The sequence below is a fragment of the Streptomyces sp. 11-1-2 genome (genome assembly GCF_003595545.1).
Lineage (GTDB): Bacteria > Actinomycetota > Actinomycetes > Streptomycetales > Streptomycetaceae > Streptomyces > Streptomyces hygroscopicus_B.
The window spans coordinates 6644943-6665795 of record NZ_CP022545.1 but is presented as its reverse complement, the minus strand read 5'-3'; the positions used below and the strand labels follow the sequence as shown (position 1 = coordinate 6665795).

The window sequence follows — 20853 nt, the reverse complement described above, 5'->3', positions numbered from 1 at the left end:
GTACTTCCCCACCCACCCAGGCGCGCACGCACCCACCCACCCGGCCCGGCGAACCTCTGATGTCCGAGTCCACCGCGACCACGGCCCGTGCCCGCCGCCGCGATGTGGCGCGGAAGTTCACCTTCCGGCCGGCGGGCGAGGATCCGCTGGCCCTGCCCCGGGTCGAACTGCCCTCGCTGCGCGACCTGGTGATGGACGATCCGCATCCGCCCTCGCGCGGCCAGACCTGCGGCTGGGAGGGGTGCGAGGAGATCGTGGGGGCGCCCTACGCCGGACAGCCCGCGCTCTCCAGGGGCTACTGCCCGCGCTGCCGCCATCCGTTCGACTTCGCCCCGCGGCTGAGCCCCGGGGATCTGCTGGGCGATCAGTACCGGGTGATCGGCTGCGTGGGGTACGGCGGGCTCGGCTGGGTCTATCTCGCCGAGGACACCCAGCTGGACGACCAGCCCGTGGCCATCAAGGGCCTGATCAACAACGAGGACGAGGCGGCCCTGCGGACGGCGGTCGAGGAGCGCCGCTATCTGACCATGCTCGACCACCCCGGCATCGTCCGGATCATCAACTACGTCACCCAGCCCGACCCGCGGGACGAGACCGCGCTGGCGGGCTACATCGTGATGGAGTTCGTCGGCGGGATGACGCTCGCCCAGATCAAGGACCACATCGCGGACGCGGTCAAGCCGTACGACGGGCCGCGGCTGTACGAGCACATCCTGGCCTACGGCTGTCTGGTGCTGCGCGCGGTGGGCTATCTGCACGGCGAGAAGCTGCTGTACTGCGATCTCAAGCCGAGCAACGTCATGCACTACGAGGACCGGGTCAAGGTGATCGACCTCGGCGCGATGTGGCGGCTGGGCCAGCGGGACGGCGGGCCACTCGTGATCACCGAGCCGTTCGCCGCCCCCGAGGTGCTGGCCCGGGGCGCCTCGGCCCTCACCGAGCGCCATGACCTCTTCGGGGTCGGCAGGACGCTCGAAGAGCTCTCCGACAAGGCCACCCGGCAGGCCCAGCGGCCGCCGGGCCTGGGCGCCGAGTCCTACCGCCGGGTGCTGGCCCGCGCCACCGCGGCCGACCCGGACCGGCGGTTCGGATCGGCCGCGGAGATGTCCGAGCAACTGTGGGGCGTGCTGCGGGAGATCCACTCGCTGCGGCTGAGCCGGGAGCAGCCGCAACCGTCCACGCTCTTCGCCCCGACCTCGGCGCTGCTGGACTCCTCGCTGGGCCGGATCCCGGACCTGGAGCGCTGGCTGGACGGGGACCCCCGCCCGCTGCTGGCGTCCGGGCTGCCCCGCCCCGAGCAGGTGCCGACCGGGCTGCCGGTGCCGTTCCCGGACGCGGCGGATCCCGGCGCGGCGCTGCTGGGCGTGCCGACCGACAGCGGGCCCCGGCGGCTGATCGAGCAGTTGCACGCCTTCCCCCGCCCCTCCGCCGAGATCCGGCTGCGCACCTGCCGCGCCTATCTGGAGCTGGACGAACGGGAGGCGGCGGCCCAGGAGTTGGCGATCGCCGTGGAGCTGATCGGCTCGGCCGCCCCGTACGACTGGCGGCTGTCCTGGCACCGCGCCCTGCTGCGGCTGGCGGACGGCGCGGTGGCCGACGCCCGGCGGCAGTTCGACGAGGTCTACAGCGCTCTGCCCGGGGAGTACGCGCCCAAGCTGGCGCTGGGCTACTGCGCCGAGCACCTGGGCGACCACCAGGCCGCCAAGCGGTTCTACGAGGCGGTGTGGCAGCGCAACCGCTCGCAGGGCAGCGCCGCGTTCGGGCTGGCCCGGCTCCGGCTCGCGGCGGGCGACCGGGGCGGCGCGGTGGACATCCTCGGCGGAGTGCCGAAGGTCTCCCGCCACTACGACGCCGCGCGGATCGCCATCGTGCGGGTGCTGTCGGGGCGGCTGGGGCACCCCGACGCCCTGCCGACGGCCGAGGATCTGGCGGAGGTGCGCACCCGGCTGCCGCGGCTGTATCTGGACGAGGGGCGGGAGTCCGGCCCGGCCCGCGACCGGCTGACCGCGGAGTCGCTGGAGGTGACGCTGGACTGGGCGGAGCGGCAGTCCGGCGCCGGGGAGCGGATGGGCGAGCCCGCTGGGCACGCCCGTTCAAGGCGCTGGGGGCGGAAGGGGCGCGCCGCCGCGGCGGCCGCCGCGCCGCGGAGGGGAACCGAACCCCCGTCGCTGGTGTATGGAGAGTGGGAGGACGAAAGCGCGCTGCGCGCCGAATTGGAGCTGACACTGCGCCGGCTGGCCCGGCAGGCGGACAGCCCCGAGGCGCTCGGTGCGCTGATCGACCACGCGAACGCCATCCGGCCCGTGACCCGCGTCTGACGTCTGACAGGGGGATCAGATGAACGAGGACCGCAGAGAGCGACCACACGCCCCAGGCCCGGAGGGCGCGGACGGGAGTCCGGCCCTCACCCTGCGGGTGCATCAGAACAAGTACCTCCCCGCCTCGGCGGGCCGCACCGAGATGCACGCCATCGTCAGCGTCCGGGCCCGCGGCCTGGGCCCGGCGGCGGCCCGTACCGCCGCTTCGGAGGTCATCGTCATCGACTGCTCCATGTCGATGAGCTGGCCACCGACGAAGATCGCGGCGGCGCGGCGGGCCACCGCCACCGCGGTCGGCATACTCCGCGACGGCACCCGTTTCGCGATCGTCGAGGGCACCGAACAGGCCCAGGTCGTCTATCCGTTCACCGGTGGCATGGCGGTCGCGGGGCCCGACACCAAGGCCGCCGCCGCCCGGGTCGCGGCGCGGCTGCCCGCGGTCGGCGGCACCGCGATCGGCTCCTGGCTGGATCTCGCCCGACGGCTCCATCTGCGGCAGCCCACCGCGATCCAGCACACCCTGCTGCTCACCGACGGCCGCAATGAGCACGACCCGCCCGGCTATCTGGACAAGGTGCTGGACGCGTGTGCCCCGCATTTCACCTGTGACGCACGCGGTATCGGCGACGGCTGGGACGCCACCGAGCTGAAGCGGATCGCGCGCCGGCTGCACGGCAGGGCCGACGCGGTGCTGGAGGACGCCGCGCTGGCCGCCGAGTTCGAGGAGATGGTCTCCGCCTCGATGGCCAAGGCGCTGGCCGGGGTGCGGATCCGGATCCGCACCCGGGCGGGCAGCCGGGTCGGCTTCGTCAAGCAGGTGCACCCCACCCGGGTGGACGTCACCGACGAGGGCGTCCGCCCCGACGAGCGCACCTGGGAGTGGACCACCAAGGCGTGGGGCGACGAGACCCGCGAGTACCAGGTGTCCGTGCTCGCCGATCCGCGGGGCGATCCGACGGGCGACGACGTCGAGCTGGCCACCGTGGAACTGGCGGTGGAGGGCGACACCGCGCTGCCGCCACCCGAGCCGGAGTCCCTGCTGGTCCAGTGGACGGACGATGTCCTGCTGTCGTCCCGGATCGACCCCCGGCTGGCCCACTACGACGCCGATTCCGAGCTGGGCCACGCCATCACCGCGGGCTGCGACGCGTACGAGGCGGGTGACCGGAAGGGGGCCCGCCGCCAGTGGGGGCGCGCCGTCCAGCTCGCCCATCAGCTGGGCAGCGAGAAGATGCTGACCCGGCTGAGCGGGCTGGTCCACATCGTCGACGCCGCCACCGGCGAAGTGCGGATCCGCGAGCCCATCCGGCCACTGGACCTCAACTCGGCGATCATCGTGTCGGAGGAGAGCGTCCACTTCGTGGGGGTGGAGCGCCCGAGGGCCGCCGCGCCGCCCGCCGCGGATGTCATCTGCCCGGCCTGCGGGCGCCGGGCGCCCGCCACCGCCGAGTTCTGCCAGCAGTGCGACACTCCGCTGGGCGCCGAACCGAGCGGTGCGACATGAGCGGCACCCGAGCCTTCCTGGTCCGCCGGCTGATCGCCCTGCTGGTGGTCACGGCGCTGGCCGTGATCGCGCTGCTGGCCGCGTACTTCGGCGTCAGCCGCAACTCCGCGGCGGTGACCGACCGGTCCACCCCGGCGATACTGCAGGTCGCCGCCGCCCTCGACGCGCTGGACGCCTCCTACGACGAGGCGAAGCGCAGCATCTCGAGCCCCACCGCGGAGTTCGAGGGGCTCAGCGAGGAGTACCGCAACAAGCTGTCGACGGCCAAGCAGAGCCTGGCCCAGGTGTCCAAGAGCACCATCGGGGGCGAGTCGGCGCGCGGGTCGCTGCGCACCACGGCGGCGCTGGTGACGTCCTACGGCGACACCATCGAGCAGGCGTACGCCAGCCGCGACAACCCGACGCTCAAGAATGCCTACATGAGGTATGCCGACTCCATCCTGCGGCATGCCGACAGCGGCATCCTCGACCGCCTGAAGGCGGTGCAGAAGCGGCAGTTCAGTGTGCTCGACGACCAGACCTCCTTCGGCTGGCTGCTGTCGTTCGCCTGGTGGCTGCTGGTGCCGGGGCTGTTCCTGACGCTGGCGGCGCTGCTGGTGCACACCCAGCGCTTTCTGCGGCGCCGCTTCCGGCGGCTGGTCAGCCCCTGGCTGGCGGCGGCTACCGCGCTGCTCGTCGCGCTGCTGCCGCTGGCCGTCTTCACCTATCAGACCCAGGACCGGCTGGAGTCGGCCCGGACCAGCCTGACCCGATCGACCATCGGCCGCACCGGCGGCCCCACCGCCAGGGAGGTCGCGAGGACGATGCGAAGCGCGCAGTGGCAGGCCGGTGCGGTCGGCTGGATACCCGTGGGCGGCGCCGTGCTGGCCGCGCTGATCCTGGTCGGTCTGCAGCCGCGCATCGACGAGTACCGGTTCCAGCCCCGATGAGCGCGGCGAAGCGGTCCGGCCAGGCCACGGCCACCGTCCTCGGGCTGTGGATGGTGCTGCTGTGCGTCGTGGGCGCCGGCGATACGAGCGGCTGGCAGTCGCGCGGCAGTGTCAGCGTGCTCGCGTCCTGGACCGGCCCCGAGGGCGAGGCGTTCCGGAACTTGCTGGACACCTTCACCAGGCGCACCGGCGTCCATGTCGACTACCAGGGCACCACCGCGCTGCGCGAGGTGCTGTCCTCGGAGGTCGGCTCCGGAACACCGCCCGATATCGCCGTGCTGCCGAGCTCCGGCGAGCTGGCCGCCTACGCCGGCCAGCGCCAGCTCACCCCGCTGAACCAAGTGATCCCGAGCCGGGAGCGCACGGCGTACGGACGGCTGTGGACACCCCGGCTGAGCGCCAACGGGTCGGTGTACGGCATCGCGGTCAAGGCCGATCTCAAGAGCATCGTGTGGTACGACCATGACCGCCGCCCGGACACCCTGCCCGCCCTCGCCGCCGACGGCCGCCAGTGGTGCGTGGGCATGGGCGACGACGCGACCTCCGGCTGGCCCGGCACCGACTGGATCGAGGATCTGCTGCTCCAGCAGCAGGGCAGATCCGTCTACCAGGACTGGGCGACCGGCTCGCTGCCGTGGACGGATCCGCGAGTGAAGCGGGCCTGGGAGAGCTGGGGTTCGCTCTTCGGCAGGGACACCGCGCGCACCGCGCTGATCACCGACTTCCGCAAGGCCGGAAGCAAGCTGTTCGACGCCGACCCGCCGTGCGCACTGGAGCACCAGGGGTCGTTCATCCGCAGCGGCTACCCCCACCCGGACAAGGCGGACTTCACCTTCTCCCCCAGGCTGCTCCCCGATGCCGACCGGCGCTCCACCGCCCGGGAGGTATCGGGGGACTTCGCCGCGATGTTCCGTGACACCCCGCAGGCACAGGAGCTGATGCGCTATCTGGTCTCGGCCGACGCCCAGCGGACCTGGGGCCGGCAGACCGCCGCCAAGAGCACCCACCCGTTCTTCGCCAACCCTGGCGTCCCGCTCGACGCCCAGGGCGACGACGAGGTGGACCGGAAGATCGCGGAGACCCTCCGGGACTCGGCCTCGCTGTGCCTGGACGCCTCCGACGCCATGCCCACCCGGATGCGGCTCGCCTTCCAGCGCGCCGCGCTGACCTACCTCAGCGACACCACCCGGCAGCCGGACGGGCTGCTGCGCAGTCTGGAGAAGGTCCGCCAGAGCCTGCGCGGCGCCTCCGACCAGCCCTGGCTGTCGAGGGTCTGCGGCTGAGCGGGCTCACGGAACCATCTCGTCCGGGCAGGGTGTGCCCCGCGGCAGCTGGTACTTGCCCGTTATCCGGTAGACGCCGGGCCGGGGGGCGTGCAGCACCGTCCACTCGTCCTCCGGCTGGCCCTCCTCACCGCCCTCGGTCTGCTTGGTGAGGCAGCCCTCGCGGTTGACCGGCAGCTGGTCGTCCTCCCCCTTCGGGGCCCGGACGCTGTGCCCGTCGTTGTCCACCAGGCCCAGCCACGGCGAGTACGGGATGCGGATGAGCACCGGGCCCTTGGCGCGGACCGACAGCACCAGCTGGTCGGCGCCCGCGCGCTGCACGGTGGCGGGCGGATCGGCGATCTGCGTCGGGTCCTTGACCTCGTACAGCTTCCAATTGGTGTCGGACCAGACCTGGCGCAGATACGGCAGCTTGGTGCCGAGCAGCTTGGCCTCCTGCTCCGCCGCGGTGTCCGGGTCGTCCGCGGGCAGCACCACATAGTGCACCGCCCAGCGCTTGAGCCATTCGTGGTAGCTGGCCGGGGTCAGGGTGTCATCGCCGTAGAAGATCGGGTTCCGGTCGAGGTCGCGCTGGCGGTTCCAGCCGCGCGCCAGATTGACGTACGGGGCGAGCGCGGAGGACTCGCGGTGGCTGCGCACCGGAACCACCTCGACCCGGCCCCGGTCGGCCTTCTCCCGCTTGAGCCGGTCGACCAGCGGCGCCAGCTCACGGGCCCAGGACGCCGAGGGGGCGGTGTGGATGACGTCGTCGGCGGTCTTGACCCCCTGCCACACCGTGACGGTCGCGAGCGCCAGCACCAGAACGGTCCAGCGACGGCCCGCGGGTGTGGAGCGCAGCTCGGAGCGCGGGGGCTTGCGCAGGGCGGGCAGCGCCGCGATCAGCACCACTCCGCCGAAGATCATGCCGAGGCGGGAGATATTGGTGCCGACCTGGGAGGGAATCACCCAGGTGAGCACCACCCCGAAGCAGTAGAGCCCGGCCCCGACCCGCACCGTCGACCACGTGCGCGGCACGCACATCAGCACGGCGGCGCCGGTGATGAACGGCAGGATCACCGACCCGATGCCCATCGGCTGCTCACCGGAGAACGGGAACAGCCACGCCGACAGGCCGACCACCAGCGCGGGCGTGATCCCCAGCGCGTACGCGGCGGAGCGCCGCTTGGTCAGCCACAGACCGGCGGCCACGACGCCCACGAACAGGCCGGCCACCGGGCTGGACATGGTCGACAGCGCGGCCAGCAGGGCGGCCAGTACGAACCGTCCGGTCTTGTGGTGCCAGTGCCGGGACCGCCACCTGCGCGGCCAGGCGAAGATCACGGCCACCGCCGCGAGCCCGAACATCGCGCCGAGCCCGAAGGTCACCCGCCCCGAGATGGCGTTGCAGGCCAGCGCGAACGCGCCGTAGAGGGCGGGCCACAACGGCCGCCGTACGACACGGCTGCGCACCAGCAGCAGCGCGAGCAGCCCGGCGGACAGCGTCCCCGCGACCATCATCGTCGAGCGGACCCCGAGGACCGCCATCAGATAGGGCGAAATGACGCTGTACGAGACCGGGTGCATCCCGCCGTACCAGGCCAGGTTGTACGCCAGGTCCGGATGCTGGAGGGCGAACTCCGCCCAGGCGTCCTGCGCGGCGAGGTCACCGCCGCTGTTCGCGAGCAGCGCCACCCACAGCAGATGCAGCAGCGCGGCGGCGGCCAGGGCGGTGGCAACAGGATGGCGCCGGGCGGCTGCCCGGGCGCGCCCGAGCAGCCCGCCCGAAGCGGCCTGCCCGCTCTCACGCTCCGCCTCGGCCGGGCCCGTCGGCCCGGCCGGCCAGCGCTGCGTGGGTACGCGTATTCGTGCGGCGGTGCTCTCCTCCGAGCCCCCGCTTTCATCGGCCCGTGTCGGATCCACGGTGGTCACTGCGGCTCTCCCCGTCTTCCCCCGAGGTCTGCCCCATCGTCCTCAACCCCGCACCGGATCACTCCGGTTCGCATGCGGCGGGTCCAGGCCGGGGACCCACCGACGCTAGCACGCGCGGGCGGCCCCGAGCCGCGTCGGGCCCCGGCGGCGTTTCGCGCCGGGGCCGCTTCGCTGGTCCCCTCAGCCCACTTCCCCGCTGGGTCAGCCGATACGGGTCAGTTTCGCGCCGAACGACGGCTCGGACAGGTCATCCTTCAGGGCCACCGGCGCCGTGAGCTGTCCGGGGCCCGTGCCCACGGTCACCTCGCCGACGACCGTGCCCGCCTTGGCGGAGTGCGGCACCTTCTTACCGCCGTCGCCGATCTTGATGTCGACCCCCAGACCGGACCAGCCGACCGCCTTCAGATCCTTGGTGGCGACGACCGGCGTGGTGCCGCCGAGCCCGTCGTCGATCTGGCCGACCACATCGCCCTTCTTGATGACGGTGGCCGAGGTGAGGGCGTCCTGCAGGGTGCTGATCAGCTTGTAGCTGTTGGTCTGCGCGAGCTGGAGGCTGGCGTCCAGCGTGGTGGTCGCGCGCTGTTCGAGGACGACACCGAGGATCCGCTGCTTCTTGCCGTCGATCGTCCGCACGGCGCCCCACATCAGCGCACCGCCGGCCGGGGTGGACGAACCGGTCTTGATACCGATCACGCCCGGCTTCACCAGCAGATTGTTGTTGTTGTAGATCCGGTCGCCGAGCCCCGGGATCTCCGTGTTGGGCGTCGCCACGACCGCCCGGAACGCCTCGGCCTGCATCGCCGCCTTCGCCAGCTTCAGCTGGTCGGCCGCGGTGGACTTGGTGGACTCCTTCAGACCGCTGGGGTCGGTGTAGGTCGTCTGCTTCATCCCCAGACCCTCGGCCGCGTCGTTCATCTTCTTCACGAACGCCTCCAGCGATCCGGCGTCCCAGCGGGCGAGCAGCCGGGCGATGTTGTTGCTGGAGTTGATCAGCAGCAGCTGGAGCAGCTGATGCTGGGTGAAGGTCTGCCCCTCCTTGACCTCCGCCCGCGACTCGTCGGCGGACTTGGCCTCCTCGGCCGCCTGCGCGTCGATCGTGATCTTCGGGCCCTCCGCGTCGCCCTTCAGCGGATGGTCCTTGAGCACCACATAGGCCGTCATGACCTTGGTGACGCTGGCGATCGGCACGGGCTTCTGAGCCCCGGAGGTGCCCAGGCTGCCCACGCCCTCGACCTCCGCGGCGGACTGCCCCTGGCCGGGCCACGGCAGGGACAGCTCGCCGCCGCCGAAGCGGTAGGAGGCGTCGGCGGTGAGCTTCAGCGACGGCTCCGGCAGCGGCCGCAGCGCCTGGACGACGCCCAGGATGATCACGAGCAGCGCGGCCAGCGGCGTCCAGATCTTGACCCGGCGGACCGCCGTCCGCATCGGCGTCTCGGGCTTGGGCGGCGTGTTGGTGAGCTGCGCCAGCAGGTCGAGCGGCGCGGGCTGCTTGCCGTCCGTGGTCAGCGGCGGCAGCGGCTGCTGCTTGGTGCGCTCGGCCTCGGGCACGCCGGTCGGCGGGGCGGCGGGGGCCGACGGCGCGGCGGGGGCGGTGGGCGCGGTGGCGGGCTTCGACGGGGCCGGGTCGTCGGGGGACCGCAGCGGTACGAACTTGCTGGTCCGCTCGTTGTCCGACTCGGCGGCGGGCTTCTTGGCGGGCGTCTTCCCGGACGCCTTCGCGTCGGACGGCTTCTCAGCGGTCTTGGCGTCGGACGCCTTCTCGGACGCCTTCTCGGACGCCTTCTCGTCTGCCGGGGAGCTGACCGCCTTGAAGGCGGTGGTCGGCTGGTCGACGCCCTTCTTGCCACCCTTTCCGGGCTTCTCCGAGAGCACGCCGAAGGCGGCTGTCGCGCGGTCGACCGGCTTGTCGGAGGCGTCGTCGTCCGCATCGGACGCGGCGGCCTTCTCGGCCTCCTCCTTCTTGGCCCCCTCCTTCTCCTTCTTGTTCCCGTCCTCAGCCTTGGCGTCGCCGTCCGCCTTGGGCTTCAGCGCGCGGAAGACGGCCGTGCGCTGATCGACCGACGGCTCCGACGGCTCGTCGCCGTCCTCGGCACCCTCGGTCTCGGCTTCGGCTTCGGCGTCGGACGCATCTTCAGCCTTCGCGTCGGCGTCCGCCTTGGGCTTGACCGTACGGAAGACGGCGGTTCGCTGATCCACCGACGACTCCGACGGCTCGTCCCCGTCCTCATCCGCCTCGGCCTCGGCCTCGGAGGCGCCTTCAGCCTTCTCGTCGCCGTCAGCCTTCGGCTTCAGCGCGCGGAAGACGGCCGTGCGCTGATCGACCGACGGCTCCGACGGCTCGCCGCCGTCGTCCGCCTCGGTCTCGGCCTCGGGGGTACCCCCAGCCTTTACGTCGGCGTCGGCGCCATCCTCACCGTCCGCGCCCTCCGCGTCCGCTTCCGGCTCCACGTCCGGCTCGGGCGCATCCCCCTTGGGTGATTCGTCCGCCGCACCGGAATCCGCCTCCGGCTCGTCCTTCGCCTCCGACGTCCCGGAACCTTCGCCCTGTTCACCATCGCGAACACCAGAAACCTTTGCGTCGCCCCCGTCGGCAGCCGGTGCCTTCGGTTCCGCTTCAGCCTCCGCTTCGGCCCTCGCCCCGGAGGCCGCCTCGGAGGTCACATCGGGCTCATCGGAAGCCGACTGCGGCTCACCGGAACCCGACCGGAGGTCGTCGGACACGACGGCGACCGCCGTCGAGCCCTGGGCCGCCTCCGCTTCGCGCGAGATCGCGAGCCGCGGATCGCTTTCTCCCCTAGCCGTCTCCCCCGACGACTTCTGCTGATCCGACCTGCCGGGGGACTCGCCCGCCACCGATGCCTCCTCGATATGTGTCGCGGGACGCCCTACGCCCCGTGGCGTCACGTCCCGCAGCCCAAGCTCTACCAGTGTCCTGTGTGTCCGGCATGCGATGGTGCAACGCCACAGCCGGAGAGCGTCTTCAGGTGCCCGCCCACCCGCTAGACGAGAAAGACATACCTACTGGTTCCCACCCAAACCCCCCAGGCACTCTCGACAGACCAATGTGAGAGGGGTCACCCTGTCATTCATCCACGCGGGGAGGCATGGATGGGCAGGAGCCGCAGAACAATTCCGGAGGAGCTTCTGCTGCTCGCTTTGGACCCGACCACGGGTACCACGGCGCAGCCGCAGTCGCTCGACCTGGGTCTTGCCGGGGCACAGCTAGTAGAGCTGGCCCTGGCCGGACGGATAGCCCCTGACGGGGATCGTATCGCCGTGGTGCTGCCACGGCCGACCGGAGATCCGACTCTGGACTCCGCATTGGAGTTGCTGCGCCGACGCGGCAGCCCGGTGCGCGCGGTCCACTGGATCGGCGGGCCCCGGCTGGGGCTGCGCCAGACGTACCTCACGCACCTGGAGCGTTGCGGCATGGTGCATGCCGTGGCGGGCCAGATGTGTGGCGTACTGCCGACGACTCGCTACCAGGCGACGGACACGGCGATCAGCCGGGAGATCAAGGCCCGACTGGACAGTGCGATCCGCACCGGCGTACCGCCGGACCCGCGGACCGCCGCGCTCGCCGCCCTGGCCCACGCGGTCGGGCTCGGCAAGCATCTGTACCCCGGGAACGAGGGGCGCTCCTCGCGCTCCAGGCTCCGGGATCTGATCCGGCACGACCCGATGGGCGGTCTCGTGGCGCACGCCGTGATGGACGTGCAGAACGGTGTCGCGGCGCAGCCACGGCGCGCACCGGCCCCGGGCCGACAGGCGGGAACAGGCGCCGCGGTGGAGCCCGCGGCCGGCGTTCCGGCCCAGCCGTCCCGTCGCGGGAGCATGGCCCGCGTCGGAGCGCGCTGAGGCCCCTTCGGGGCACTACCGCACCACCACGTACAACCAGTCCGTCGAACGCACCAGCAGCCCGTCAGCGGGGCGGCGGAGACCGTTCCCGGCACCGTCCGGGGATGAGCGCCACCGTCCGGCTCCGAGCAGCACCCAGCACCACACACGCTCCACCGACCGCACCGCAGTCCCCACTGACCCGGTTCGGGAGCCGCTGAAGCGCGCGGGGTGGTGGGACGGCCGATTTGGACGACCGGCCGTCCCACCGCCCCGCGCGCGCGTTCGTCCACCGTGGTGCGGCCGCCTTTGTGCGGCCATTTCCCAGCGCGCTCCCGTCCGGTAGTGGCAGGCTGCTGAACAGCAGAAATCAGCAGTACGAAGCCGGAGGTGCACGTCCTGTGACATCGAACGTCGGCCCCACTGTCCGGCGACGCCGGTTGGGCCAGGAGCTGCGCAGACTCCGCCAGGAGAAGGGCATGACGGCGGAGGAGGTGGCGGAGGAGCTGATGGTCTCCCAGTCGAAGATCAGCCGACTGGAGAACGGGCGCCGCAGCATCAGCCAGCGCGATGTGCGCGACCTGTGCCGCACCTACAAGGTGGAGGACAAGGCGCTGGTCGATTCCCTGATGCAAATGGCGAAGGAGTCGCGCCAGCAGGGCTGGTGGAACGCCTTCGGCGATGTGCCGTACAGCGTCTACATCGGTTTCGAGACGGACGCGGCGTCCCTGCGGGTCTATGAACCCCAGGTGCTGCCCGGCCTCTTGCAGACACCGGATTACGCGGAGGCGGTGATCAGCGGCGCCCTCCCGGAGGCCCCGCAGGACCAGATCGCCCAGCGGGTCCAGGTCCGGCTCAGGCGCCAGGAGCGGATCACCGATCCGCTGGCCCCGCTGCGGCTGTGGGCGGTCGTGGACGAGGCGGCGATGCGCCGGGTGGTCGGCAACTCGAAGATCATGAGCGATCAGCTGGACTATCTGGTCCGGATGAGCCACGAGCCCCATGTGACGGTCCAGGCGCTTCCGTTCGACATGGGGTCGCATCCGGGGATGAGCGGGCAGTTCACCATCCTGGAGTTCTCGGACGAGTCGGACACCAGCGTCGTCTATCTCGAGGGCGTGACCAGCGACCTGTATCTGGAGAAGCTCAGCGATGTGCAGAGCTACAGCATGATGTACGAGCATCTGCGGGCCCAGGCGCTGAACGCGGATCAGAGCCGCCAGTTCATCACCGAGATGGCCCAGGAACACGCCCGCCGGCACCAGGAGGAGGGCGAGGCGGCCCCGGCGGACTGACGGGGGACGGAAACGCTCCGGTGCGAACGATGAGGGGCGGAGGCTACACCTCCGCTCCGTGCTGCGGAAGGGGCCACGGGAATATGCCACCCGGTCGAGTGAACGGCCCGCTTTCCGGACGATGTTGCCGAGTAACGTCGGTGACGCCTCCAATCGGGGGTGGCTCTCATCGACAAAAAGCATCGGAGCAATCGTGTCCATTCAGCAGGGAAAGACGAGCATGTGGGTGAAATCCTCGTACTCGGCCGGAAACGGCGCTTGCGTGGAAATCGCCTCCCCGGTCACCAGCGAGATCGCCGTGCGCGATTCCAAGGACCCCCAGGGACCGACGCTCAGCTTCGCCCCCGCATCGTGGTCGGCCTTTGTGTCCGACGTCAGCCGTGGTGCCTTCGACCTCGGCTGATTGACCTGACACCCGGCCGCGGTAGCGCGGTCGGCGGCGCAGGGCCACAAGCCTGTACCCGAGCCCTCTCGACCGGTCGCCGTCCCTGCCGAGAGGGCTCAAGGCGTTTCCGCCGCATTCCGGTGTCGCCGCTTCAGCGCAGTTCTGCCACGTATTGGTCTGTACCGGGAATCGTCGGAATGAACGGCGCCATGAATTCCACCCGGCCGAGTCCGCCATCGGCCACCTCACCGTCGAGACCGGCGAAACAGCGCTCCCAGCATTCCCGGGGATCGGACTGCAGGAACCAGAGCAGGGTCAGCCGGGTGTCGACCCCTTCGACCTGCTTCACATACGCCATCCGGTCCGAGGGCAGCGGGGTCGGCCGGAAGACCGTGACCATCGCGGCGGGCGAGCCCGCGAGCCGGCGCGGCAGATGACTGGACCGGAGCCAGGTGAGCAGTTCCTCCCGCTGCTCCGGGCCCTCGGTCTCGATCACCTCCAGCGCCAGCCCGGCATAGGGGTGGTCCAGCGCGTGGTGATCGCGCGGACCGGCGGCCCCGTCCCGGTAGACGGTGGCCTCGTGGTCCTGGAAGGCCGTGAAGACATGCGTACGGTCCTGGTAGACCCGCCCGTCCCGGAGCAGCCGCTTGTTGATCCCGACCGTCCACCGCATATGGTCCGCGTAGCGCCCCTCGGTGAGCCAGTAGACGGAGAGGTAGCAGCCGGCGGTCACCGGCCGGGCGATCGCCGACTTCTCCGGATAGCGCAGCAGTTGGAGTTCACGGGTGGCGACCCAGCGGCGGCCCGCGTAGATCCACGGCATGGCCATCGCGCCCGCGATGAAGTGGTCGTCCTCGTACCAGCGGTTGTAGGCGTACTCATGGCCCGGATGCGGTTCGACCATCGTGATCAGGGCATGCCCCGGGCGCACTCCGTACGGGCCGACGGAGGCCAGTTCCGCGTACGCGTCGCTTGTCATGCCCCCCAGGTCTAGCTGACGCGACGTCAGTTGGGGAGAGGGCCGTCCGTATCAAGTACGCGGATTCGGACGGCGGCAGCACGGCCGGGAGTGGCCTTCCGCCGGAGCCTGGGCGCTGCCGCGCTCTGGCCATCTGAGGGCCACACCCCTAATCTGACGCGACGCCAGATACGAGAGGTGCCGCCATGCCGCTGCAGGGCAAGACCGTCGTCGTCTCCGGGGTCGGACCCGGGCTGGGGGCCAGGGTGGTGGCCGCGTGCGTCCGGGACGGGGCGCGGGTGGTGATGGGGGCGCGGACCGAGGAGCGGCTGCCGAAGGTGGCGGAGGAGATCGATCCGGGCGGTGAGCGCACCGCCTGGCGGCCGACCGACATCGCGGACGAGGAGCAGTGCGAGGCCCTCGCCGCGCTCGCCGTGGACCGCTTCGGCCAGATCGACGCCGTCGTCCATGTGGCCGCGCTGGACAGCCACTTCGGCGGGCTGGAGGACGCCGACTTCATGTCCTGGGCCCGGGTGGTGGACATCAATCTCTTCGGCACGCTGCGGATGACCCGCGCCTGCCTGCCCGCGCTCAAACGGAACGGCGGCTCGGTCGTGCTGATCGGCACCCAGTCGTCGTCCGCCGCCCCCACCAAGGTGCGCCAGACCGCGTACGCCGCCTCCAAGGGCGCGCTGACGTCCACCATGTACGCGCTCGCCCGCGAGCTGGGTCCGCACCGGATACGGGTCAACACCGTGCAGCCCGGCTGGATGTGGGGGCCGCCGGTGCGCGCGTATGTGGCCGTCACGGCACAGACCGAGGGGGTGAGCGAGGCCGAGGTGCTGGCCCGGCTCACGGATGGGATGGCCCTGCCCGAGTTGGCGACGGACGGGGATGTGGCGGAGGCCGCGGCGTTCCTGGCCTCCGACCGGGCCCGGGCGATCACTGGACAGTCGCTGCTGGTGAACGCCGGTGAGCTGATGCGTTAGCGCGACTCCTGTCCGGCCTTTCGGGATCCCGCTCCCGTACGACCCATCGTTCGGTGGGCGTGCGTCTGACGAAGTGCCCGCTCATCGTGGGTTCACGAACAGGCGAACGACAACGCCCCGTCAGGTCAAGAAAGAGTAAATTCGTTCTTCTTTCTGATCTGTGTTCACACTCGTGACCCGTAGAACCCTTGACCGGTCACCCGAACGAGCGGTTCAATCCCGGAAGTACCCCGCTCCCGCTCGGGGGAACCGTCCATGACGAACGTCGCGGCGAAGTGCGCTCCCGTTCATATGGCGGACCCCTGGAGGGGACATGAACAGTCTCGACTGGGTTGTACTGATCGGCTACTTCGGTGTCATGGTCGGCATCGGCCTCTGGTCGCACAAGCGCGTGGACAACGTCAGCGACTTCTTCACCGCCGGCGGCAAGATGCCCTGGTGGCTGTCCGGAATCTCGCACCACATGTCCGGCTACAGCGCGGTGATGTTCACGGGATACGCGGCCATCGCCTACCAATACGGCATCACCTCCTATGTCACCTGGTCCTTCCCGATCGCCATCGGCATCGCGATCGGCGCCAACCTCTTCGCTCCGCGCCTCAACCGGGTGCGCAGCAAGCTGAAGGTGGCCTCACCGCTCGAATACCTGAAGAACCGCTACAACCTCCCCACTCAGCAGGCGCTGGCCTGGTCCGGGGTGCTGTTGAAGATCGTCGACGTGGGCGCCAAGTGGGCGGCCATCGCTACCCTGTTGTCCATCTTCACCGGCGTCTCGCTCAACCAGGGCATCCTGATCACGGGCGTGGTCACCGCCATCTACTGCACGGTGGGCGGGCTGTGGGCCGACGCGCTCACCGAACTCGGCCAGTTCATCATCCAGCTCATCGCGGGCATCGCGATGCTGATCGCGGTGCTCAATGAGCTGGACGGCTTCTCCACCTTCTGGACCGTCTGGGACGACCTCCCCGACAGCCACCACGAGCCGACCGTCGGCCCGTACACCTTGATCTTCCTGCTCGCCTACCTCTTCATCAAGACCTTCGAGTACAACGGCGGCATGTGGAACCAGGCGCAGCGCTACATGGCGACCGACAGCGCCCACTCCGCCAAGCGCTCGGCCCGGCTCTCGGCCATCCTGTGGTTCGTGTGGCCGCTGGTCCTGTTCTTCCCCATGTGGGTCGCGCCCCTGATCATCAAGACGGACAAGCCCGCCGACTCCTACGCCGAGATGGCCGAACACCTGCTGCCGCACGGTCTGCTGGGCCTGGTGATCGTCGGCTTCTTCTCGCACACCATGGCGATGTGCTCCTCGGACGCCAACGCGATCGCGGCGGTGGTGACACGGGACATCATGCCCGCGATCTTCAAGTCCGTCCGGGAATGGTCCTCCCGCACCGGGCTGCTCGCGGCCCGCTACACCACCCTGCTGTTCCTGGCCCTGTCCATGGCCATCGCCACCCAGGTCAACTCGGACTTCTTCGGCGACATCATCACCGTGGTGATCAAGTGGGTCGCCGGGCTGATGGGACCGATCGCGATCCCGCTGATGCTGGGCATGCTGCGCGCCTTCCGCAAGTCGGGGCCGACGGCGGCGCTGGTCAGCTGGGCCATGGGTCTGATCGCCTTCTACCTGGTCAACTACCCGATCAACGACGCGATCGACGGAGGGGTGAACCTGGAGTACCAGATCTCCGTCCCGCTCGCGGTCTCGCTCGTGCTCTTCATCGTCATCGGCTACATCAAGCCGGAGGACACCCCGGAGCGCGATGCCATCCTCGCCTCGCTCAACTCGGATGACGACGGGCCGGGTTCGGCGAGCGCCGCACTGTCGGAGCCCGAGCAGGGCACGACCGGCCAGAAGTCGGTCGCGGGCGCCACGGACTGACGCCCTCCGCGCGGCGGCCATGATCCGGGCCGCCGGTCACCCCCCATCGCGGGGTGACCGGCGGCCCGGTTCCGTCCGCGGGTCCGTGCCGGTCGTCAGATCGCACTGCATGAGGTGGGTGTCGATCCAGCGTCCGTGCTTACGGCCGACACCGGCCAGTTTGCCCGCCGGGGTGAAGCCGAAGCGCCGGTGGAGGGTGGCCGAGGCGTCGCTGCCGGCGTCGGCGATGACCGCGACGACCTGCCGTACGCCCGCCTCGGCACAGCGGGTGAGCAGGGCGCCGAGCAGCGCGGCCCCCAGCCCCGCGCCGGTCCGGCCGGGGGCGAGGTAGATGGCGTCCTCGGCGGTGTGGCGGTACGCGGGCTTGGGGCGCCAGGGCCCGGCGTAGGCGTATCCGGCGACCGTACGGCCGGTGCCTTCGGGAACCTCGGCGACCAGGAACGGCAGGCCCCGGTCGGTCAACTCCGCCAGCCGCCGCGCCCAGTCGTCGACGGTGGGCGGGACCTCCTCGAAGGTGACGACGGTCTCGGTGACGTAGTGGCTGAAGATCGCGGCGATGGCGCCCAGGTCGGTGTGGGTCGCATCACGTATGACGGCGGTGGAGGCAGGCACCGGCCCACCTTACGGCCGACGGTCCCGGGGCGGCCACCTTACGGCCAACGGCCCTGGGGTGGCCGCCTTACGGTCGGCCCGGCTCCGGCGGCGGGGCAGAAGTGGAATGTGATGCGGGGGTCGCGTTCGGGAGATCCACGCTGTCCAGGCAACCTCTCCTCCACCTGGCGTCCACATCCGGAACGTACGATGGGCGGCCGTCCGAGCCGACCGCCACCGATCGCACCACCCCGGACCCGACTCGACCCGCCCCGACCGAGCCGCGGTCCCCAGGGACCTCTGGAGCCCCCGTGACCGCCATACAGACGATCACCCACTCCCGGATCCGCCGGGCCCGCGCCTTCGTACTGCGCCGGCCGGTGCTGTGTGCGGCGGTCTTCTGCCTGCTCTCCTTCACCGGGTTCTGGATCGCGCAGCGGGCCGCCCAGGTGTCGATGGTCGATCTGCTGGTCTATCGCGCCGAGGGATGGTCCGTACGCAATGCGCAGGACCTGTATGACATGCGGGCGACTCGGCACAATCTCCCCAATACCTATCCGCCGTTCGCGGCGCTGATCTTCACCCCGCTGACCGTGATGGGCACGGGCGTCCTGCGGACCTTCGGGACGGCCGTCAACCTCGGCCTGATGGTCGCGGTGGCCCATCTGTCGCTGCGGCTGATCGATCTGCCCGCCCGGGTGCCGCGACCGGCCGCCGTCCTGGCCCTGGCCGCCGTCGCGGTGTGGTGTGAGCCGGTGTGGACGACCCTGCGCTACGGGCAGATCAATCTGCTGGTCACAGCGCTGGTGCTGTGGGATCTGACCCGCCGGGCGGGCCACCGCTGGGCGGGGCTCGGGACCGGCATCGCCACCGGGATCAAGCTGACCCCGGGGCTCTTCGTGGTCTTCCTGGGGCTCGCCGGACTGTTCCTCGGCCTCCGCCGGCTGTGGGCGGCCGGGGCGGCCCGGACGCGAGCCGTGCCCGGCAGCGGGCCGCCGCGGCGGCGCTTCCTGAACGACCATCTGCGGCGCGCGGCCGTCGCGACCGCCGCCTTCGCCCTTACGGTCGCGTTCTCGGCCCTGGCGCTGCCGCATGACTCCCGGCGCTTCTGGACCGAGGTCCTCTTCGCGACCGACCGCCCCGGCGATGTCGAGGGCGCGGGCAACCAGAACCTCAAGGGCGCCCTCGCCCGCATCCTGCACACCCCGGACCCGGGCATGTGGTGGCTCGTGGCAGCCGCGCTGGTGGGCTGTGTGGGCCTGGCCACGGCGGTCGCCGCCCAGCTGACCGACGACAGCCGGCTGCCGAACGCCCGCGCCTGGGCCGCCCTGACCTGCGCGGTGACCGCCCTCATGGTCAGCCCGGTCTCCTGGTCGCACCACTGGGTGTGGGCCGTCCCGATGGTCCTGCTGCTCGCGGTGGAGGCGGTGCGGCGGCGCACGGCGGGCTGGACGGCCTGGACGGTGGTGACCGGGCTGCTGTTCTGCTCCTTCATGGTCTGGTACGCGCCCCACAGCAGGCCGACCCGGGTGGAACTCCACCAGAACCCCGCCCAGATGCTCCTCACCGCCGTCTATCCGCTGATCGGCATCGCCTTCCTGGGCGTGGCCGGGTATCTGACCCTGCGCGCCGTAAGGCGTCCATGGGAGGGGAGCGGGACCGTACGGCGGCAGATGGCCACCGCCGGTACGGATGCGGCGCGGCGGCGGCCGGAGCGGACCTACGCGCGCGGGTAGCGGGTGAGCCAGGCCGGGGAGGAGCTGCCCGGGCCGTGGAGCGCGGGGCCCTGGGTCATCTCCATGGCGAAGTCGTCGGCCAGCTCCAGGATCGTGCCGCGCCCCTCGACCTCCGCCAGCCAGGCGGGCGGCAGCGCCGTCTCGCCGTGCAGCGCGCCCAGCAGATTGCCGCAGATGGCCGCCGTGGAGTCGCTGTCCCCACCGTGGTTGACCGCGAGCAGCAGCCCATGGCGGACGTCCTCGGCGACCAAGGCGCAGTACAGGCCCATCGCCAGGGCCTCCTCACCGGTCCAGCCCTGGCCCAGGGACGCGACGCGCTCGGGGGTCGGCAGGCCCTGCCGTACGGCGCCCAGCGCGTACCGCAGCGCGTTGGTGGTCTCCTCGTGGCCGGGGCGGGTGGCCAGATGGGCGAGGGCGCGCTGGACGGCTCCGTCCAGCGCCTCGCCGCGCGCGAGGCCGTGCACGATGAGGGCGAAGGCACCGGCCGCGAGATAGCCGGTGGGGTGGCCGTGGGTCTGCGCCGCGCACTCGATGGCCAGCTGGAAGACAAGCTGCGGCTCCCAGCCCACCAGCAGTCCGAAGGGGGCGGAGCGCATCACGGCGCCGCATCCCTTGGAGTCGGGGTTCTTGGGCGCCTCCAGGGTGCCCATGGTCTCGTCGGCGAGAGCGGTGATACAGGCCCGGCCCGGGGAGCGCTGGGCGTACAGCCACTCCTCGCGGGCCAGCCAGCCGGCGTCCTTACGGCGCTCATCGGGGCCCCAGTCGCGCTGGGTGGAGTACCAGCGGCGGTGTGCGGAGTGGATGTCGGTGGGCGGATGCCAGGCCCCCGTGTCACGGCGCACCTGCGCCCGTATCAGCCCGTCCACCGTGAACAGGGTCATCTGGGTGTCGTCGGTGACCCGTCCGCGACCGCCATAGGCGGGCAGGAAGTCCGTCACGCCCTCGGCTCCATGCGCCGACCTGATCTCGTCCAGCGAGGCGAACTCGACGGCCGCCCCCAGCGCGTCCCCGATGGCCCCGCCGAGCAGACAGCCACGCACCCGGCTGCGGAAGTCCTGCTGTTCGGCGCGGCCCCAGACGCCGGTCGCTGCGCTGGCGGTTGCGGTCACGACCTATGCCTCTTTTCTTCGCTGCGTGAATGGCCCTGAACTGTCTTTGAACTGTAATGGACACCGAATGATCGCCTCTTGGCCGCCGAGGATTGTGAAGGCGTCATCACCGAGAAGACGACGGAT

At 71.1% G+C, this 20853-nt stretch carries 15 protein-coding genes; 10 read left to right on the top strand and 5 right to left on the bottom strand.

From position 1 onward, the window contains the following. Positions 1-59: 59 nt before the first annotated feature. From CGL27_RS28505 to CGL27_RS28490, 4 genes are read left to right on the top strand one after another with little or no spacing between them, the layout of a single operon-like run. Positions 60-2318, top strand: a complete 2259-nt coding sequence (locus tag CGL27_RS28505; protein ID WP_240450659.1) for a serine/threonine-protein kinase — start codon at positions 60-62, stop codon at positions 2316-2318. 19 nt (positions 2319-2337) lie between these two features. After that, positions 2338-3822 carry a VWA domain-containing protein gene (locus CGL27_RS28500; protein ID WP_119990881.1) on the top strand — a complete coding sequence of 495 codons (1485 nt, stop codon included), beginning with the start codon at positions 2338-2340 and terminating at the stop codon, positions 3820-3822. Continuing rightward, entirely contained in the window at positions 3819-4751 is a 933-nt protein-coding gene (locus CGL27_RS28495) for a hypothetical protein (RefSeq protein ID WP_119990879.1), read from the top strand. The genes CGL27_RS28500 and CGL27_RS28495 overlap by 4 nt, the downstream gene beginning before the upstream one ends. Beyond that, a complete protein-coding gene (locus CGL27_RS28490) occupies positions 4748-6034 on the top strand; it encodes an extracellular solute-binding protein (RefSeq protein ID WP_119990877.1) in 1287 nt (428 codons plus the stop codon). The genes CGL27_RS28495 and CGL27_RS28490 overlap by 4 nt, the downstream gene beginning before the upstream one ends. Before the next feature lie 6 nt (positions 6035-6040). On the opposite strand, the gene CGL27_RS28485 is transcribed toward CGL27_RS28490, so the two are convergent. After that, on the bottom strand, positions 6041-7942 hold the full coding sequence (locus CGL27_RS28485; protein ID WP_119990875.1) for an MFS transporter: 1902 nt from the start codon (positions 7940-7942) through the stop codon (positions 6041-6043). Between the two features lie 201 nt (positions 7943-8143). Beyond that, positions 8144-10795: a D-alanyl-D-alanine carboxypeptidase gene (locus CGL27_RS28480; RefSeq protein ID WP_119990874.1), complete on the bottom strand. Its 2652-nt coding sequence runs from the start codon at positions 10793-10795 to the stop codon at positions 8144-8146. Positions 10796-11050: 255 nt separating this feature from the next. On the opposite strand from CGL27_RS28480, the gene CGL27_RS28475 reads away from it, so the two are divergent. The 3 genes from CGL27_RS28475 to CGL27_RS28465 all read left to right on the top strand — a co-directional run bounded on the left by CGL27_RS28475 (position 11051) and on the right by CGL27_RS28465 (position 13477). Next, a complete protein-coding gene (locus tag CGL27_RS28475) occupies positions 11051-11800 on the top strand; it encodes a GPP34 family phosphoprotein (RefSeq protein WP_078643030.1) in 750 nt (249 codons plus the stop codon). A 380-nt stretch (positions 11801-12180) separates the two neighbouring features. Next, positions 12181-13074: a helix-turn-helix transcriptional regulator gene (locus CGL27_RS28470; protein WP_014054303.1), complete on the top strand. Its 894-nt coding sequence runs from the start codon at positions 12181-12183 to the stop codon at positions 13072-13074. Between the two features lie 193 nt (positions 13075-13267). Beyond that, positions 13268-13477, top strand: coding sequence for a DUF397 domain-containing protein (locus CGL27_RS28465; RefSeq protein ID WP_078643029.1), 210 nt, complete (start codon positions 13268-13270; stop codon positions 13475-13477). Between the two features lie 133 nt (positions 13478-13610). Here CGL27_RS28465 and CGL27_RS28460 read toward each other — a convergent pair whose 3' ends face one another. Continuing rightward, the gene (locus CGL27_RS28460) at positions 13611-14438 is read right to left on the bottom strand and encodes a hypothetical protein (RefSeq protein WP_119990872.1); all 828 of its coding nucleotides are present in this window, start codon (positions 14436-14438) and stop codon (positions 13611-13613) included. Positions 14439-14623: 185 nt separating this feature from the next. On the opposite strand from CGL27_RS28460, the gene CGL27_RS28455 reads away from it, so the two are divergent. Continuing rightward, entirely contained in the window at positions 14624-15406 is a 783-nt protein-coding gene (locus tag CGL27_RS28455) for an SDR family oxidoreductase (RefSeq protein ID WP_119990870.1), read from the top strand. Positions 15407-15719: 313 nt separating this feature from the next. After that, complete coding sequence (locus CGL27_RS28450) at positions 15720-17291, top strand: sodium:solute symporter family protein (protein WP_078643026.1); 1572 nt, start codon at positions 15720-15722, stop codon at positions 17289-17291. A gap of 36 nt (positions 17292-17327) precedes the next feature. Here CGL27_RS28450 and CGL27_RS28445 read toward each other — a convergent pair whose 3' ends face one another. Continuing rightward, positions 17328-17903: a GNAT family N-acetyltransferase gene (locus tag CGL27_RS28445; RefSeq protein ID WP_078643025.1), complete on the bottom strand. Its 576-nt coding sequence runs from the start codon at positions 17901-17903 to the stop codon at positions 17328-17330. A gap of 290 nt (positions 17904-18193) precedes the next feature. Between CGL27_RS28445 and CGL27_RS28440 the strand changes: the two genes are divergently transcribed. Continuing rightward, positions 18194-19618 (top strand): glycosyltransferase 87 family protein, encoded by a 1425-nt coding sequence (locus tag CGL27_RS28440; RefSeq protein ID WP_119990868.1) that lies wholly within the window; start codon positions 18194-18196, stop codon positions 19616-19618. Here the strand turns inward: CGL27_RS28440 and CGL27_RS28435 are convergent. Continuing rightward, positions 19603-20727: an ADP-ribosylglycohydrolase family protein gene (locus tag CGL27_RS28435; protein ID WP_078643023.1), complete on the bottom strand. Its 1125-nt coding sequence runs from the start codon at positions 20725-20727 to the stop codon at positions 19603-19605. The genes CGL27_RS28440 and CGL27_RS28435 overlap by 16 nt on opposite strands. Between the last annotated feature and the right edge of the window lie 126 nt (positions 20728-20853).

Bases quoted from the DNA above. Each gene is read 5' to 3' on its own strand.
- CGL27_RS28505 (WP_240450659.1), top strand. From the start codon at position 60: ATGTCCGAGTCCACCGCGACCACGGCCCGTGCCCGCCGCCGCGATGTG.
- CGL27_RS28500 (WP_119990881.1), top strand. From the start codon at position 2,338: ATGAACGAGGACCGCAGAGAGCGACCACACGCCCCAGGCCCGGAGGGC.
- CGL27_RS28495 (WP_119990879.1), top strand. From the start codon at position 3,819: ATGAGCGGCACCCGAGCCTTCCTGGTCCGCCGGCTGATCGCCCTGCTG.
- CGL27_RS28490 (WP_119990877.1), top strand. From the start codon at position 4,748: ATGAGCGCGGCGAAGCGGTCCGGCCAGGCCACGGCCACCGTCCTCGGG.
- CGL27_RS28475 (WP_078643030.1), top strand. From the start codon at position 11,051: ATGGGCAGGAGCCGCAGAACAATTCCGGAGGAGCTTCTGCTGCTCGCT.
- CGL27_RS28460 (WP_119990872.1), bottom strand. From the start codon at position 14,438: ATGACAAGCGACGCGTACGCGGAACTGGCCTCCGTCGGCCCGTACGGA.
- CGL27_RS28455 (WP_119990870.1), top strand. From the start codon at position 14,624: ATGCCGCTGCAGGGCAAGACCGTCGTCGTCTCCGGGGTCGGACCCGGG.
- CGL27_RS28450 (WP_078643026.1), top strand. From the start codon at position 15,720: ATGAACAGTCTCGACTGGGTTGTACTGATCGGCTACTTCGGTGTCATG.